This is a genomic window from Gardnerella swidsinskii (assembly GCF_003397705.1).
Classification (GTDB): Bacteria; Actinomycetota; Actinomycetes; order Actinomycetales; family Bifidobacteriaceae; genus Bifidobacterium; species Bifidobacterium swidsinskii.
In genome coordinates this window covers 467,444-484,905 of record NZ_QJVB01000001.1, presented here as the reverse complement: position 1 = coordinate 484,905, position 17,462 = coordinate 467,444, and the positions used below count along the sequence as shown (strand labels likewise).

Sequence of the window (17,462 nt, the reverse complement as noted above, 5' to 3'; positions counted from 1 at the left end):
GTAAAACGCATTTATAATGAATAATTTCCGACGCCAAAACGCAAAAATCGCGTCTTCGGCGTGTCTAAAAACCGACCACTTTCCCACACAAAGTACTACATGTTGTTATAACGCACGCATCGCACCACTATATGCTGTGCTGGTATATGCTCTGTGTGTTGTGTGCTGCGCTGCTGTATTCTGTGTGCTTCGTCGCTATATACTGTGTGAGATTCGTCACTATATGCCATGCTATATATACTGTGCAACGCGAAAGCAGGTCGTCGCGTCAGCAAGAAAATCCGACAGAAACTGTGCAGCTGTGTAAAGGAAAGGTCGTTTGCGCGCAAAAAAAAATCGGGGCAGATGCACTCTCGCACTTCCGCCCCCCAAAACCCTAAGGTTTTCAAGCATTTTCAATTTTATCTTTCACATATCCAACTGTCAATAACAGTACAAATAAAAGCAAGCAATGAGTTAAATTTACTCGCTTTATCATACTCTTTTGTGTACTCAGATGCCTTTTTTATAAATCCTCCTGCAATGTATCTAATAATGCTTTTTTGATCATTCACGCATTCATCACATTGATAATTCCTAGACAAAAATCTCTTATACATATATGCAGTTATCACTATTTCTTTCATCTTCGCATTACACATATTCGATCGCCTCGCACGCTTATTGAACCCTACAGCTTCAATAGCTTTACTTACTTCTTCAAGCAAAAGCACGTTGTCAAAACTCTTTTCAGTAATTCCATCCAATATTGAATTAGAATGAGCACAAGCATTACGCACGGATTTTACCCTGCACAATAAGTGATGCTCCTTCTGCATCTCTCTACTACCCCATCTTTTTGCGCAAAAACGATAAAATCTTAACAATGTTCCAAATGTAATACCTTCAACAAATACCCAAATTGGCATTCCACCTGCATACTTTGCCGCCGATTCTCTGCTATATTTCCCATCTTTAAGTCGTTCTAATTCAGCAATTAGTATTTTGCGATCATCGTTATAAAGACTAGACATGTAATCTTCAACAATGGAGTATCCATCTTCTTCAGGATTTTCAGTAAACATTTTCATTAACTTAACTTTTGCCTCAAGCTCTATAGCTAAAGTTATTAGAAGCAAAAGTATTTGAAACATCCTATTAAGCTGCTCTATTTTGCATAATCGATCAAAATCCAAGTCAATATACTGGCCATCCCTAGATCCACCAACTCTCTTGCTAAACAATTTTTTATATGAACAAGTCTCAAAATAGTATGAGAAAATTGAAAGGTAGGAAATTGCAGAATCTTCAGATTGTTTGTTAAAAGTTATACCTTGCTTCTTAAGATGTTTTATCTGATCTATTGACGAAAGCTTCACAGGCAATTTACTAATTGCACATGTTTTCTTTATATCCGAATCGCATTGATTGTCCATACTATGTATTCCCCTTTTCCAAACTATGGATAAATATCTTTTATTTTTGCGAATACTACCCCAATAGCATTCGATGACTCTTTAAATGCACCAGCGCATATGCAAATATTCTACAAAACACTACACGAAAAGCAACGAATAGACAGGCACGACCAAAGCGACGATAAATAGAAAATCAAAAGTGGGCTTAATGGGGTTCGAACCCACGACCTTCTGCTCCGGAGGCAGACGCTCTATCCACTGAGCTACAAGCCCGCAACTCGAGAAAGTATACACGCTAGTGAGGATGCGCGACGACCTGCCTGAGCGCAGCATTGCGCGCGCGAAGGCAATTCGGAGCGCCGAGCTTGCTCAGGGTTGAAAGCACGGTGTGCTTTCAACGCAAGCGAGGTCTGCCTTCGTCAATAAAGACGAAGGCAGGGCAGACTCACAAGTGGTCACATTGGGAATTTGGTTGTGGTTGTGTGCGCTGACGACCTGCTTGAGCGCAGCACAGCATGCGCGAAAGCAACTCGGAGCGCCGAGCCTGCTTAGGGTTGAAAGCACAGTGTGCTTTCAACGCAAGCGAGGTCTGCCTGCGGCTTTATTGACGCAGGCAGGGCAGACTCACATGTGGGCACATTGGGAATTTGGTTGTGGTTGTGTGCGCTGACGACCTGCTTGAGCGCAGCACAGCGCGCGCGAAAGCAACTCGGAGCGCCGAGCTTGCTTAGGGTTGAAAGCACAGTGTGCTTTCAACGCAAGCGAGGTCTGCCTGCGGCTTTATTGACGCAGGCAGGGCAGACTCACATGTGGGCACATTGGGAATTTGGTTGTGGTTGTGTGCGCTGACGACCTGCTTGAGCGCAGCACAGGGCGCGCGAAAGCAACTCAGAGCGCCGAGCTTGCTTAGGGTTGAAAGCACAGTGTACTTTCAACGCAAGCGAGGTCTGCCTGCGGCTTTATTGACGCAGGCAGGGCAGGTTAGTGTGGTTGTGCTTTAGAAACTAGATTGTGACTGGGGATGCGAAGCAAAAAGCGACAGAAACTTTACAGCGGCGTAAAGGAAATAACGCGCCGCTAGCAAAAGCCGCTATCAAAAGCAGCCATCGCGCGCATAGAAAAACTCACGCGCCGCCAAGGAAGGCGAAGGTGCCGAAGTAAAGCGCAGCCACAACAGCAACCGACGGCACAATCGCGCACACAGCAAAAATCCACCAGTCGCGCGCACGCACACGACTCACGCGAGCGTGCGAACGCGCACCAATTCCCCCAAAACCGCGCGCTTCCATAGCCGTGGCGAGCGTCGTCGAGCGTCGAATCGAAAGCACAAGCAGCGCAAACGACTGCGGGAAGAACGCCCTCACGCGATGCTCATCACCCAAACCGCGCGAACGCCTCGACGCAGTCAGCGCCGCCCAATCATCCTGCAGCACGCCAAACAGCCTAATTCCAGCCAAACCGCCGTACACGAATCGATCCGGCAAATGCAGCACCTGGCTGAAAGCATCAGCCAAATCCGTAGCATCAAGCCCAATCACCATCACAATCGACGGCACGCCAATCGCCAAAATCCTAAGCGAAGTTGCAACAGCCAACATAGCCGAACGATCCGTAGCATGCATCAGCCACCACTGGAACCAAGTATTTCCGCCACTTTTGCCGTATAGCAACACAGTGAGCGCGGAAGTCGGCGCACCCACCCACACAGGCCACGAAAGGCGAATCACACGCCATGGCGGAAGCTTAATGCACGCAAAAATCACAAATTCCAACAGCAACGCGACCGAAGCAGAAACGCAATCAAGCGTAAAAAATAGCGGAATCGAAGCCGCGAACGCTCCAAAAATGCGAAATACTGGATTAATTGACGCGAGAAGCGGCGATTTGCTTGAAAGTTTCGCTTCCTCGTCGCGATTGTTTACAGCGCTCACTTTGATACGCGAAATGTCTGTTGCGCCGGTAGTTGCGGAAAGCGCTTCGGAAGATTTCACTTCGGAAGCACTCACTTCAGCAGCACTCATTTCAGCAGCTTCAGCTTTCGCATCCGGCACAAGCTCAACCAAGCGCGCACCCAACGCCTCAACCAGCTCACGGTCGTGCGTCACCACAATAATGCTCACACCCTCGCTACGAAGGCTTGCAATCAAGCGAATAATTTGCAACCAAGTTTTGCGATCCTGCCCAAAAGTCGGCTCGTCCAAAATCAGCACACGCGGAGCCGCAGCAAGCGACGCCGCCACAGTCAGACGACGCTTTTCACCTCCCGAAAGCGTGTACGGATTCGCCTTCGCGTAACGAGCCAGACGGAATCGCTTCAGCAACTCCTGAGCCTTCGCGCGCGCCTCATCCGCCGAAACACCCGTGCGAAGCGGCCCCAACATAACCTCATCCAACACCGAACCACACGCAAACTGATGCTCCGGATTCTGAAAAACGTACGAAATGCGCTTCGCCAAATCAGGCGACTTCCACTTCATTGGATCCGTACCATTCGCGCCTTGAGCAAGAGCATCACTCGCCACAACCTCGCCGCTTACTGCCGGCAAAAGACCAGCCAAAGTGAGCGAAAGCGTTGATTTTCCAGCACCGTTCGCGCCGACCAAAGCCGTAATCTGTCCGGCTTTAAACTCAAGATTGATGTGACGCGCAATCGGCTCGCTATTATGGCTGATTGCGAGGTCCTTCGTGGAAAGTAGCACTTCTCCGTAGCCTTCTGCTGGATCGCAGTTTTCGTAATATTTTTCAGAAGATTCTGCATTTGCGGAAGAATTACTTACGGAAGATTCATTTGCAGAAGATTTTACGTTTTTCTTGTAGCGTTCCGGAAGCCAAATACCCAGATCCTCAAAGTCCAAATCGGTGCGATTAAACACCTCGTCTGGCGTGCCGTCCGCCACAATCACTGTGCGCGAAGAAGCCACGCGCGCAATATCGTCATCGTGAACGGTTTCGTTGTTCGCAGCTTTTCCGTTCGCAGCTTCATCATTCTCAAGCCCAAGCACAACCACGCGGTCAATCATGTCAATCCACGGCTCCGCGTGATGCTCCACAAGCACCATCGTGGCGTGCGTCAAATCCAAAACCGCGCGCACAGCACCAACAATCTGCTGCGTGCCATCCGGATCCAAATTCGCAGTCGGCTCGTCCAAAAGCAGCACACTCGGCTGCATAGCGAGCGCGCCAGCAAGCGCCAAACGCTGCATCTGACCGCCACTTAAATGCGAAGTTGAGCGATGCAATTGCAAGCCATCCAACCCAACTTCTTTAAGACTTTTGCGCACGCGATCCCAAATCTCGCTGCGCGGAACGTTCATATTTTCCGGACCAAACGCAACGTTATCCCCCAAACGCTGGAAAATCGCCTGTGCATCCGGATCTTGCAAAACCAAACCAACACGACCGCGCGCACGTCGAACCGGCACGCCGTCAACCAAAACGCAACCCTCGCTCACACCACCATCGGCATCTTCGACGAGAGTGGTTTGCTGGGATTTTGCGCTATTTTTCGCCACAAAATCATTGCCAATAAGACCTGCCGCGCCGCTTAAAATCGTGGATTTACCGATGCCTGATGCACCAAGCAGCAACACGCGCTGCCCCGCCTTAATCGTGAGGTCCAACCCGCGCACAGCAAAAGCGCGACGGGAAGCATGACGATAACCCCAGTTTTCAAAACAAAGTTCAGCGTTACTTGCGTTAGAAGCGTTATCACTAGCTCTACTTGCGTCACTAGCGTTGCTGATACTCTTGCGATCACTTAAATCTGTTGGAAGGAAAGTTTCAGATTCTTGCGATTGAGTAGCATCAGGCATAGTAAATCCTTTATGGCAATGATAGATTTTAGTTATTTCTTAATACGCTATTCGCTATTTTTCGCGTATTTCGCGACCGGACGCAAACTGATCCAACGCGCCGGTCTTAGCGATTCCCACATACAAGAACCACATTAAAACACCAGCAAACACAATTCCGGAAACCACTGTGCTGGCGAAGTATGGAAGACCATACTTGCCGAATACGCTAACAGCCTGCAACTTACCGAGGAAGGTGTAACCCCAGCAACCAATACCAGTCAATGCGCCGGAAAGAATCATTGTGTTCAAATTCCACTTCTTGTAAGCGAAAATAATGAACGCAATTTCAGCAAACAAACCCTGAACTACTGCAATAGCGAAGGTTTCAGCACCACCCCACTGATTGCCCATCAAAGCTTCGAGCACGCCAGCTACGACTTCAGCGTAAATAGCAGCACCCGGCTTACGCACGATTACTGCGGCCAAAGGAGCAGCGAAGAGCCAAAGACCGTTAATAAGACCTGCAAAACCTGGAAGAATGCTGTTTAGCGCAGTCCATGGAACCTCACTAAAAATGGCAACAACCCAATAAATAAAAGCAGAAACAACGCCAATTACGGAAGCAACTGCGATGTCTGCAACACGCCACTGCATGTTGGACTGATAATTTTCTTCTGACATAAAAATGTGCCTTTCTTGTTACGTGTTGCAATGCGTTACATTGTGCGCAATGCAATATTTTGCGTTACATGTGTACATTACGATGCTGTGCGTCAAACGCGTTACATTGCGATGCGTTACATGCAATACTTTGCGTTACAAAGAAACCTTGCAACACCTCTCCAGGCACGGGAAAAACAGACCTCCGTGCGCCGGTATTACCCGGATTCACGTTCAAGCGGTTTTCTCTCAGCTCTGAATGTTCACGCTTGCATAAGCGAGAACACAGAGCACCCGTGTCGATTGACGATTGTACGGCACTGCGTCGACGCCAACCCTCCAAACGCGCGCGACGACCTGCTTGAGCGCAGCACAGCGCGCGCAAGCAACTCGGAGCGGAAACTCGCTTAGGTTGGAAGTCCAGTGGACTTCCAACGCGAGTTTCGTAAGCGAGCGCGTAACCCGCGCGAGCGTCCTCTCACGTCTGGAGCAATACGCCACACCAAACACTCCAAACACGAGAAAAGCACCCCATATTTGGAGCGTATGGCAACAATAAACCCTCCAAATGTGAGATAACGCGCGCGCTGTGCTGCGCTCAAACAGGTCCGTCACGTCAATAAAAAACGTGCGCAAGCACCGAACAAACGCCACTTACGCACGCAACAATAAGGCTAAAACATAAAATTTACTTACCGCGCATTGCACGACGGTTGATGCGCTGCGGACGCGTTGGATCGATGCCCTTCGGAATGCCAAATCCACTCTTGCTTTGCAACGTGCGCAAACGCTCATTCAAAATCGCAAGCTCCGTCTTAGTAAGGAAGAATCGGCGGTTCGGATGAATTTTATCGAACAACGCAAACTTGTGCTTCACAGGCTGTAGCGTCTTCGAGCGCAACACCTTTCCGCGCAATTCTTTAAGCTTCACCTGATTTTCGCCATTACCAACAGCAATACGGTATACAGGTATATTAGATCCGGCAGTAACGCTTTTAATAGCATGCTCCTGTCGATCCATAGCATGCATTAAACGCTCGTAATTACCCTCACCAACGAGGAAAATTCCATTAAAACCAGTGCCTCGCCAAAGCGCATCCTTCGTACGCGCATCCACCCACACAGGCTGCTGCGGAAAAGTAAAACCGCCCTTATTAATCGCAGAAATAATGCCGGCAGCCGCACCCGGGCGACCTTCCAACTTTGCATAACCAACTTTATCTGCACGCTTCGTAAGCACAACAGTAAACAGCAGCAAACCAAGCATCACCGCTGTAATAAGCATCATAATCCACATCAAAATGGACCAACGAGATACAATTCCAAGAATTACAGCAACCAAAATCGGCGCAGCAAATGCGCAAGACAACCACAAAGGCAGCTGCTTGTCGTCAGAATGCGTGTACTTATAAATACGTATGATCTGCGAGAACATGCCTTGCTTTTTCTTAGGCTGCTTCATACCTTGCTTCGCGCCTTGAGACGCGCCTTGCGATTTGCTTTGTGCTTTATCTTGTGACATGCGTTTACCCCATAATATTCGCGTTATTTTGAGTATCCCAAATAATAATAGTAGCTTGTGCAAATATTAATAAATTTGCACTTACTTTTGCACTTACTTCGGCCAGTTACCACGCTTTGCGCTACTCGGCTTAGGCAAACGCCAGCGACGAAGCTGCATAGCGCGGCTGAATGCGTACATGCCGGAACGCGATTTGCGCGACACAGCCACATCACCAAAACGACGAATCAGCTCCTTACGCAACTTACGCCACATAACAAACATGTCAATTACAGATGCAAACAAATACGCGTACAAGAACACTGCAAAAACAAAATAAACAATCACAAATTTAGATAGCGCAAACAAGCAAATCATAATCAGCACTGCAACTGGTATGAAAAACTCGCCAATATTAATTCGAGCATCCACGTAATCGCGAATATACACACGCCACGGAAGCTGCTCAATTTTTGGCATATGCGCCAAATCACCCGTACGCATTGCTTCGTATTGGATATTTTCGCGCTGCCTGATTCTAGCGCGAGCCTGCTTTGCGCTGGCCTTGCGATCAGCTGGAACAAGCGGACGAAGATTTTGCGCTTGAGCCGCGTTGCGCTTAGGAGTTGGCGTGTTTTTTTCGCGAGATTTCGTCGCTACAGACGATTCTGCATCCGCTACTTTCTTTTGCAACGAAGGAGTAGACGCGCCCTCATTATTGGCAGTTTTCTTTGCAAATGGATTCCATGTCATGTTTGCAGATTACTCAACAGACTAGACGCATGCAGACGCGGCAGAAACGGCAGAAACTTTACAGTAACGTAAAGTTTCGGTCGGGAATCGCCACAAAAACAGCAGAAACTGTGCAGCTGTGTAAAGAAAAAGTCGGCTACGCAGCAAAAAGCGGCAGAAACTTCACAGTGTTGCAAAGTTTTTGCCGCCTGCGCGCAAAATTAGTCAGAATTACTCGCCCAATCGATCCAAAAGCAGTGCTTCCGTCACAATATTTCCGCGCAAACCAGGCAACGAAATCGACTCGTTCGGGCTGTGCGCATTGGACTTAGGATCTTCCGGACCCGTCACCAACACCTGCGCCTTCGGGAAGATGCGCTGAAGCTCCGGAATGAACGGAATCGAACCACCCTCGCCCTTATTTACCGGCTCCACGCCGAAAGCATCGCGCATAGAAGCGAGCGCATCCTTCGTTGCAACAGCATCCGGATCCATTGCCCAACCCATGCCGTTATCAATCGGCTCTACAGTAACTTCCGCACCAAAAGGAGCGTGAGATACCAAGAAGTCACACAAAGCTTTTTGCGCTTCTTCTGGACGCTGCGAAGGCGCGGTACGAAGCGAAAGACGCAACTTAGTTTCGTGCGCAATCACATTAAAACTGCCCTCAACTGGGTGTGCGTCCATGCCGATTACCGTCAGGCTCGGCTTAGTCCACATGCGCGCGGCGAGAGAACCGGTGCCGGCAAGCTTATAAGAATCGACCACGGAAGCGTCAGCACGCACTTGCGACTCGTCTAAATCGCGCTGCAAACCGCCAACCGGCTCCTGTGCTTCAATTCCAGGAACTGCTAAGTCGCCAGCCTCGTTGTAAAGCGAGGCAATAAGCATGGAAGCGAGCGTGTAAGCGTCCAAAATCGGGCCGCCAAACTGACCGGAATGCACTTGATGACCAAGTACTTTAACCCTTACATCCACGTCGGTATTTCCACGCAAACTCGTTGTAAGACTTGGTATTCCGGCAGACCAGTTGCCGGAGTCGGCAACGATAATTACGTCGGATTCGAACTCGTCTTTATGCGATTCAATGAACGGGATGAAGCTTGGCGAGCCCATTTCTTCTTCGCCTTCGATGAAAACCTTAATATTTACGCGCAAATCGTCGCTTAGTGCGCGCAAAGCTCCGTAGTGGATTGCGATTCCGCCGCCGTCGTCGGCAGATCCGCGACCGTAAAGACGACCGTCGCGCTCTGTGCCTTCAAATGGGTTTGTGTTCCACTCGGATGGGTCCGGAACAGGCTGCACATCGTGATGCGCGTACAGCAAAACCGTTGGCGCGCTCGGGTTTACGATGCGCGAGCCGACCACTTCAAAAGCCCCCGGAGTGCCGTCCGGATTCGTGGACTGCTCAACGCGCGCGTCAATACCAACCTCACGCAATACCCCAGCCACGTATTGCGCGGACTTTTGCATATGCTCGCCGGCAATACCCTTAGCAGAAACCGCAGCCAGCGAAATCTTCTTATTCAACACGGAAACTACGTCATTCCAGGCGTTTTGCACGCGAGCGCGCACGTCTTCAACAGCCAAACCTGCCATAAATCCTCCCAACTAAAAGTAACAGAACGGTAATTTGCAGCTGTAAATTACACCTATAAACTATATCCGAAACTATGTCCGCGAACGCGACGCATATTCGCAAACGCGACGCAAACTTAACTACCTACTTTGGTCAGCTTGCGAGACAGTTTCTTTACACTTGCGTAAAGTTTCTGCCGTTTTCAAGCCCTCTCAATGCGAGTAGCAACCCAATCGACTATGTAAGGCGCGCACTGTTCAACCTGATCCATCGCAACTTCAAACTCGTGCGGGCCACCGTACCACGGATCTGCCAAATCGAACATCATCTCGCGACCAGGCTGCGGCTTCGGAAGAGATGGATCAAACGTGCGATACATGTGCACAAGTTCGCGCTTTTGCGGCGGCAACAAACGCAAAAGCGAGCGCATATGCGAAGCCGTCATAGGCAAAAACAGGTTCGTTTCCGCAATCTCATCCACTTCAATTCGATGCGCAAAATGCGAAGCAGGAAGCCCATATCCGCGCTTAGTTAATTCCCTTTGCGCGCGACGGTCAATCGGATTTCCGTACTCTTCGTCGCTTACACCACTGGAACGCACGGCAACAACGTCACCCAATCCCCTCAATTGAAACTCGTTGCGCAACACGATTTCCGCCATTGGCGAGCGACAAATATTACCTGTGCAAACCGTCATAACAGTGTATGGGCGACGCGCGTCGACCTTGATTTTGCTTGATTCTTCAGTCATATTTCCTCGTTTATTTTGCTGTCTCGTTTACTTTGCGATTTCTCGTTTACTGAGCAGGCTCATATACCATAAACCGGTATCGTGCAGGATTGCTTTCGCTACCAACTTTCAGCGGCGCTTCCTCAAACTCGCCTTCGCGCGCAACATGCCATTTTCCTGCATCAACTAATGCATGAATATTCGGAGCAAATGTGTCCGCTGCAACTTTCGCTTCAATTTGCGTTACGTAAGCTGCGTCTGCGTGATAATTCGCAAGCATTTCGCGCAAAATCGCAGCTCCGCCAATAACCCAGATTGCTCGTCCGTCTAAAGGCGAGTCTTGAGATACGCTTTCCTGACTTTCCAGCACTTCCCTATTTTCCAGCCATTCGCGCGCATAATCTAAAGCCGCATCAATGCTAGTAAAACTACGCGCTCTATCCGCCACAAAATCAGGATTATGCGTAACAACAATATTTTCGCGCCCCGGAAGCGGACGGAATTTCGGCGGCGTCGCATCCCATGTACCGCGACCCATAATCACAGGGCAACCGATAGTCATCGCCTTAAAATAGCGCAAATCCGGCGAAAGTCGCCACGGCATGCCTCCGTTTACGCCCATCGCGCCGGGCCTGCCGTCCAAACCAAAAGCCTCGCCCCAAATCAGTCGCACAGGGAAATTATGTGACACGCTGTTTGCCATATACGCACCTCACACGCTAAATCAAGCAAAATAATTCGCAATTATCACACAGCAACCGGCGCTTTAATCGTCGGATGATGCTTGTAATCAATCACCTTAAAATCGCTGTAATCGTAGTCAAAAATCGAATCCGCCTTACGAATTTCAAGCTGCGGATACGGGTATGGCTCGCGCGAAAGCTGCTCAAGCACCTGCTCAACGTGATTGTCGTAAATATGGCAGTCGCCGCCCGTCCACACGAACTCACCCGGCTCCAAACCTGCCTGCTGAGCCATCATCATCGTCAAAAGCGAGTAGGACGCAATGTTAAACGGCACGCCGAGGAACATATCGCAAGAACGCTGGTAAAGCTGGCACGAAAGCTTGCCGTCGGCAACGTAGAACTGGAAAAGCGAGTGGCATGGTGGCAACGCCATATGCTCAACTTCCGCAGGATTCCAAGCGCTAACAATCATGCGGCGAGAATCTGGGTGATTCTTCATAAGATCCAGAACGTTTGCGATTTGGTCGATTGTGCGGTTTGGATTTTCCGCTGTCGGAGCCGGCCAACTCCTCCACTGCACGCCGTAAACAGGGCCCAAATCGCCGTTTTCGTCCGCCCACTCGTCCCAAATATGAACGCCGTTTTCTTGCAACCAACGCACATTACTCGAGCCTTTAAGGAACCAAAGCAGCTCGTACGCAAGTCCTTTGAAAAACACGGTTTTCGTGGTAATCAGCGGGAAGTATTTGCTAATATCGAAGCGAATTTGCTGACCAAAAAGTGAGATTGTGCCAGTGCCGGTGCGATCTGATTTTAAAGTGCCTTCCGTAAGGATTTTTCGCACTAAATCCTCGTAAGGAGTTGGGATGCTGGAAAGCGGTTTTTGTGGTACGCGCGCGCGAATTGCGGCAAGTTCTTCTTCTGTTAAAGCCATGCTGCCATGTTAACAAAGTGCTAATAAATTTAAAGAATCGCGCTCGTAAAACCATATGCCTACCGCGCAAAACGCTAACTTCTGCAATTGAACGCAAAGTTACAATCCTTACGATAACATGAACAAATACGACTACAGCAAAGGAGCAAAAATGTCTAGAAGATTATGGGTAGAGCGCAACGAGGACAGCACTTGGGAAGCACACAGCGACGACGGTGTGAGCTTGAAGTTTGGTCACGGCGAAGGCATGTTCAACCCGGTTGAATTAATGCAAATCGCTTTAGCCGGCTGCACCGCGCTTAGCAGCCAGTACGCGGCTGAGCAGGCGGTTGGCGAAGGTGCCGGCGCGCGAGTTGTGGTAAACGGCACGTACGACGCGGAAGAAGGCACGTACTTGCGTTTTCAAGAAGACGTCACTCTTGACGCAACTTGCGCAAAACCTGCACTCAGCCAGGAAGATGCGGCCGCGCTTAAAGAGCGCATGGAACGTCATATTTCCAGGGGTTGCACGGTTAAGCATACGCTCGAAAATGGGGCGAAAGTAAGCGTAAACGTTACGGTTCGACGCTAGGATAAGCCAAAAGTCGCGAAAAATCACACTAAACTTGCACTAAACTTGCACTAAAATTCACCACGTGTGGCACAATTGAGTACACAAGATATTTGCGCAATAATGACGCTACGCATGCATGTATGCAACCGGAGGAAACTTTGAAAATCGCTATTTTTACAGAAACGTATCCACCGTACATAAATGGCGTCGCAACACAGTCTTACATGCTCAAAAAGATGTATGAAGAGCTCGGGCATGAAGTGCTAGTAGTCACGGTCGGCTCCGAAAAACAGCGCAAAACCAAGCTTGAAGATGGAGTTGTTTACGTTCCAGGCATATTGCTTAAAAAGCTTTACAAATACCGCGTTGCCCTTCCGATTGGTCACATGCGAAAGCAGCTGCCGCTTAAATTTAAGCCGGACGTTATTCATATTCAAAACGAATTTGGTATTGGCGAAATCGGCTTGGAAGTAGCAAAAAAAGAGCATATTCCCGTTATTTATACGCTTCACACGGAATACGATAAATTCCTGTTTTACATTGGCTTAAAGCATTTTACTGAGTTCTCTCGCAATATTTCGGCGAAATATTTTATGCGATTCTCGAAAAATGCCACAATTATTACGAGCATGTCTCCTAAAGCACAGGCATATATTGACCGTCAGAAGGTTGATAAAAAAGTGATTGTGCTGAATAACGCTGTGGAATATAAAAAGTTCCTACCAACACCTGAACGACTTGCATTCCGCAAAGCTTTCCGCGAAAAATATGGCGTTTCTGACTCTACTAAGCTGTTTGTTTTCGTTGGTAGAATCGGTGCTGAAAAAAATATTTCAGAATTAATTGACAACTTTATGTATTGCGATTTTCCTCGCGAAAAAGCGCGCTTATTTGTTATTGGCGGCGGTCCTGATTTGGAATCGTTGCGCAAGCGCGTGGCAGATAATGGTTTTGACGACAGAATTTGCTTGCTTGGGCCTATTGCTCACACGGAAATTCCAAAGTATTTGCACGCAATGGACTACTACACAACCGCATCACTTTCCGAAATGCACTCACTTTCGATGTTAGAAGCAATGGCTTCCGGTCTGTTTGCGCTTGTAAAGCATGATGTACCGAATGAGAAGCAGATTATCAGCGGTCAAAACGGGTATCAGTGGGATACTAAGGAAGATTTTAAAACTGTTTTTAGTAAAGTTTTGAATATGAGCGAGACTGAGCAGGCTCAGCTTAAGGCGAACGTGCTCGAGTATTCGAAAAATAACGATTTTAAGAGCCAAGCACTTGAGCTGCTTAAGATTTACAAGCGCGCAATCGAGATGAACAAAGAGAAGCTCGCTGAAAAGAAAGCTAAGCGAGATGCCAGACGCGCGCGTTTTATGCTGAAAAAGCGCGAGTGAGGCGGAGTCGCAAGAACCGCAAGATTAGACGCTCTCACGCTCCAAACGCGAGGTAAAATCCTCGGCGAATGTGGTCAGAAACGAACAAACTGACAACAAATACCGGAATATTCTCCGGCAAATGTTTCATAAAATGGTTGATGCTCGCACTATAAGTGCTCGCTTACGAAACTCGCTTAGGTTGGAAGTCCACTGGACTTCCAACCTAAGCGAGTTTCTGCTCCGAGTTGCTTTCGCGCGCGCTGTGCTGCGCTCAAGCAGGTCGTCGCAGCAACGCGAGCGTTATCCCAAGCAGTCGTTGCATTATCGCAGCGGATCGATTGTTTGTTCAATCTCCTTAGCAGCTTCTTTACCAGCCTTCGGCACATCAACCTCATGCACTCCGGAAATATCGTCAATAGACGCTTCAGAATGCTGCTTTTGCGCTGCCGCAACCTGAGCTGCACTAAATTCCACATACTTGCGCGGCACAACGTACACAGGCCTCGAAGAATGCTGCAACAATCCCTGGCTAATCGAGCCAAGCAGCAAACCGGTAAAGCCACCGCGACCGCGAGAACCAACAACCACAAGATCATGATTCAAACTAGCTTGAGTCAAAGCTTCAACAGCAGAACCAGGCACAACAGTTCGATGAATTTGCAAATCCGGCAAACGCTGCAAAATTGGCTTCACGCGCTCCTCAAGATCCTCCATGTACGAGCCCATAACAGCGGTATCGCCCTCAGCACCTTGCACTCTTGGCACTGCAGAAATAACATCAAGCTCAGCATGCCAGCTATCCGCCAAATCAGCCGCAATTTCAAGAGCTTTAAGCCCCCACTTCGACTCGTCAGAGCCAACAGCCACACGCGTAATCGTATTATTCAAATGAATACGCTGACCGTCATCGTCAGTGTAAGGCACAACCACAATTGGGCAATACGCATAAGCTGGAAGCGAAGAACTAGTTGTGCCGAGCAAACGCTCTGCCAAGCCACCTTTGCCGCGATTGCCAATCACAATAAGCTGATAGTTACGAGAAAGCTCCACGAAAACCGAAGAAGGATCGCCCGTAACAATTAGCGTAGTCGCGTCAACACCCTGCTCAAGAGCAACAGCTTTTGCTTTAGATAGAATTTCTTGTGCATCGTGATGAGCTGCATTATCGTCACCAATCGCAGTGTAAGTGGCATCAAAAGAAACAGCAGCATAACTCGGCAACGAATAAGCGCAAACAATTTGCAATTGCAACCCAGCATGCTTTGCGTAATTTGCAGCCCACCAAACCGCTTTATAGCTCGCGTGCGAGCCGTCAACTCCAACCAATACAGCTTTTTCTGGGATCATTGCCAACCTCCTCATACTTGCACTTGCGACAGCAGCGTCACTCGCGCACAACTTGTAAATACTATTGTAGCGTAATTTTAGATTGAGTGTTGGCCAGTTTTGCGATATATGACTACAGAAACTCTACAGAAGCTATAGAAACTACAGAACGCGACGAATAGAGTATCCGCCTGGGAACACGCAGCGGATAGGATCGTACTTAGTGCCAGCAAGCTGCGAATTAATTACCATGCCGTTACCAACATAAATAGAAGCATGCTGCGCATTCGCGATAATATCTCCAGGCTGCGCTTGAGCCAAACTTGGGATTGGGGTTCCAACAGTTGCCTGCGCTCCAGAAGTACGAGGCAAAGAAACACCAACACTAGCAAAAACATACTGCACAAAACCGGAGCAATCCCATCCAGCAGGAGTATTGCCACCACTACGATACGGAACTTTGCCTAAGAATTGAGTAGCAAAATTCAAAAGAGAAGCAACAGACTTACCGTCAGGAGGAACTACAGAAGCAAGAGGAACCTGCTCAACACCACTGCGGAAACCAGAACGGCTTGCAGCAGCATTTCCAGCAAAAGCACGGCGTGCCACTTCAGCAGCTTGTTCGCTAGGAGTCTTAGTTTGAGGTACATTCAAGCTTTCTATGCCACCCCAATGAGAATTTGTATCGACATCAGTAGAAGTAGATTCAGTTAAAATATCGCGAGGCACATTCGTCACCTTTGGAAATGCGCGCGTAGAAGTGACAGCTGACTCGGAAAGCTCATGCGAAGACTCTGCCATGGCGAATGGCGCCATAACAGTAAGCATTGAAGCTGCAGCGGCAGCTGATACAAAAACTGAGAAAATTCTACTTTGTTTTAGCATACTTTCCGTAGTGTATCATCTGGGTATTACATACGAGAAAAATAGCAACGCCAGTAATAAGCAAACTAATTTTAGCAAACCAGCTCTAGTAACGAAACTTCAGTAATGCAGCTTTAGTAATGAATAAACTGATATTGAGAAACTTCCTTAGCGTCAAACTTGCGCGAGAAAGTTCGTCCTTGGTAAGAAGCGCCACATTCAGAAGTTTCAATAGAACCGTCTGAATTAATTTTTTCAACAACTGCAACGTGCCCATAGAATGGATCAGAACCAGCCTGACCCGAGCGGAACACCATGATATCGCCAACATGACGAGCGGAATTATCTACCCAATAGCCAAGACTGCGCGCAGAATCAGCCCACATATTTCCGTTGCCAAAATGCGAGCCAACAGGCAAACCTAACTGATGGCGGCGAATATACACCCACCACGTGCACTGGCTGAACTCATACGCGTTACCGGTATCCCCAGTTGCGTGATTTGGATTAAAGCCCTTCGGCAAAACGTCAAAGTCTTTATCTATCAACAAAGCAACCTTAGGATTATTCGCAGCAGAACGCGACATTTCCGCAATATTAAAGCCTGAATCAGAACCTAAATTCCACGAATCAGACTTCGAAGATATAGTAGAAAAAGTGCCAGGTTGTACTGAATTAGCAACCTTATTGGCTAAGTTTCCATGCTTCGAATCCGAGCGAGCAGAACTATCTTCATTCGCGCTATTTGCAGCATCAGCAGAGCCCACATTATGCGATTTTTTAGCAGCATTCTCAATAGAGTCAACAGCATTATTAATAGTCGCCATAGGATCAAGAGACTCGCGCTGGCTAGAACGCGAAACTGTTGAAGATGCGTCGCCAACTGCAGTCATAGACGGCTCAAATTCGGAAGCGCGAGCATCAAAACTATTAACCTTAGTTAAAGCCATAGTAGCTGCAACAGTACCAACCATTGCAACAAGAGAAGCCGAAAGTATTACATTGTGACGACGCTCATTAGCAAGCTTAGACAACCTAAGCGCGCGCCTGCTTTGAGGAACAAGCTCCTGCAAACGCTCAGAAACAGCTTCTGGAAGCTCTACAACAGCACCATTGCTAGTAGCAACCGCAGCCAAACGCTCACTAACACGATTAGCCTGAACAGAACGCATACCGCGCACACTATGCGCACCATGCGCGCCATGCTGAGCTACAAACAGCGAAAGCGGCGAATCACCACGCCTCTTTGCTTTTGTGGCACCATGTGCAGCATGTCTCATACTAATCACTTTCTTATGTTAAACGTGGAACGCAGCGCACAAAC

General features: G+C 48.5%; 14 protein-coding genes and 1 tRNA gene. 2 read left to right on the top strand and 13 right to left on the bottom strand.

Going from position 1 to position 17,462, the window contains the following annotated elements:
* Nucleotides 1-401 precede the first annotated feature (401 nt).
* The 10 genes from D0T18_RS02265 to D0T18_RS02210 form a co-directional block, all read right to left on the bottom strand.
* Entirely contained in the window at nt 402-1,415 is a 1,014-nt protein-coding gene (locus tag D0T18_RS02265) for an Abi family protein (RefSeq protein ID WP_116440387.1), read from the bottom strand.
* 182 nt (nt 1,416-1,597) lie between these two features.
* A tRNA-Arg gene (locus tag D0T18_RS02260) sits at nt 1,598-1,670 on the bottom strand.
* An 851-nt stretch (nt 1,671-2,521) separates the two neighbouring features.
* The gene (locus tag D0T18_RS02250) at nt 2,522-5,209 is read right to left on the bottom strand and encodes an ATP-binding cassette domain-containing protein (protein WP_116440385.1); all 2,688 of its coding nucleotides are present in this window, start codon (nt 5,207-5,209) and stop codon (nt 2,522-2,524) included.
* A 54-nt stretch (nt 5,210-5,263) separates the two neighbouring features.
* The gene (locus D0T18_RS02245; RefSeq protein WP_004105192.1) at nt 5,264-5,872 is read right to left on the bottom strand and encodes an ECF transporter S component; all 609 of its coding nucleotides are present in this window, start codon (nt 5,870-5,872) and stop codon (nt 5,264-5,266) included.
* 667 nt (nt 5,873-6,539) lie between these two features.
* Complete coding sequence (locus tag D0T18_RS02240; RefSeq protein ID WP_116440400.1) at nt 6,540-7,313, bottom strand: DUF4191 domain-containing protein; 774 nt, start codon at nt 7,311-7,313, stop codon at nt 6,540-6,542.
* A gap of 153 nt (nt 7,314-7,466) precedes the next feature.
* Nucleotides 7,467-8,105, bottom strand: a complete 639-nt coding sequence (locus D0T18_RS02235; protein WP_064621893.1) for a DUF3043 domain-containing protein — start codon at nt 8,103-8,105, stop codon at nt 7,467-7,469.
* Between the two features lie 210 nt (nt 8,106-8,315).
* Nucleotides 8,316-9,683, bottom strand: coding sequence for a dipeptidase (locus D0T18_RS02225; RefSeq protein WP_116440384.1), 1,368 nt, complete (start codon nt 9,681-9,683; stop codon nt 8,316-8,318).
* 182 nt (nt 9,684-9,865) lie between these two features.
* On the bottom strand, nt 9,866-10,414 hold the full coding sequence (locus D0T18_RS02220) for a low molecular weight protein-tyrosine-phosphatase (protein WP_116440383.1): 549 nt from the start codon (nt 10,412-10,414) through the stop codon (nt 9,866-9,868).
* Nucleotides 10,415-10,460: 46 nt separating this feature from the next.
* Nucleotides 10,461-11,096, bottom strand: coding sequence for a dihydrofolate reductase (locus D0T18_RS02215; protein WP_116431884.1), 636 nt, complete (start codon nt 11,094-11,096; stop codon nt 10,461-10,463).
* A 44-nt stretch (nt 11,097-11,140) separates the two neighbouring features.
* Entirely contained in the window at nt 11,141-12,013 is an 873-nt protein-coding gene (locus D0T18_RS02210) for a thymidylate synthase (RefSeq protein WP_102155384.1), read from the bottom strand.
* Between the two features lie 151 nt (nt 12,014-12,164).
* On the opposite strand from D0T18_RS02210, the gene D0T18_RS02205 reads away from it, so the two are divergent.
* Nucleotides 12,165-12,584: an OsmC family protein gene (locus tag D0T18_RS02205; RefSeq protein WP_116440382.1), complete on the top strand. Its 420-nt coding sequence runs from the start codon at nt 12,165-12,167 to the stop codon at nt 12,582-12,584.
* Nucleotides 12,585-12,724: 140 nt separating this feature from the next.
* Nucleotides 12,725-13,966 carry a glycosyltransferase gene (locus tag D0T18_RS02200; protein ID WP_116440399.1) on the top strand — a complete coding sequence of 414 codons (1,242 nt, stop codon included), beginning with the start codon at nt 12,725-12,727 and terminating at the stop codon, nt 13,964-13,966.
* 303 nt (nt 13,967-14,269) lie between these two features.
* Here the strand turns inward: D0T18_RS02200 and D0T18_RS02195 are convergent, their stop codons facing one another.
* From D0T18_RS02195 to D0T18_RS02185, 3 genes are all read right to left on the bottom strand, one after another.
* A complete protein-coding gene (locus D0T18_RS02195; protein WP_004105206.1) occupies nt 14,270-15,295 on the bottom strand; it encodes a universal stress protein in 1,026 nt (341 codons plus the stop codon).
* Between the two features lie 141 nt (nt 15,296-15,436).
* The gene (locus D0T18_RS02190; protein WP_116440381.1) at nt 15,437-16,159 is read right to left on the bottom strand and encodes a C40 family peptidase; all 723 of its coding nucleotides are present in this window, start codon (nt 16,157-16,159) and stop codon (nt 15,437-15,439) included.
* A gap of 113 nt (nt 16,160-16,272) precedes the next feature.
* The gene (locus tag D0T18_RS02185) at nt 16,273-17,418 is read right to left on the bottom strand and encodes a CHAP domain-containing protein (RefSeq protein WP_004110625.1); all 1,146 of its coding nucleotides are present in this window, start codon (nt 17,416-17,418) and stop codon (nt 16,273-16,275) included.
* Between the last annotated feature and the right edge of the window lie 44 nt (nt 17,419-17,462).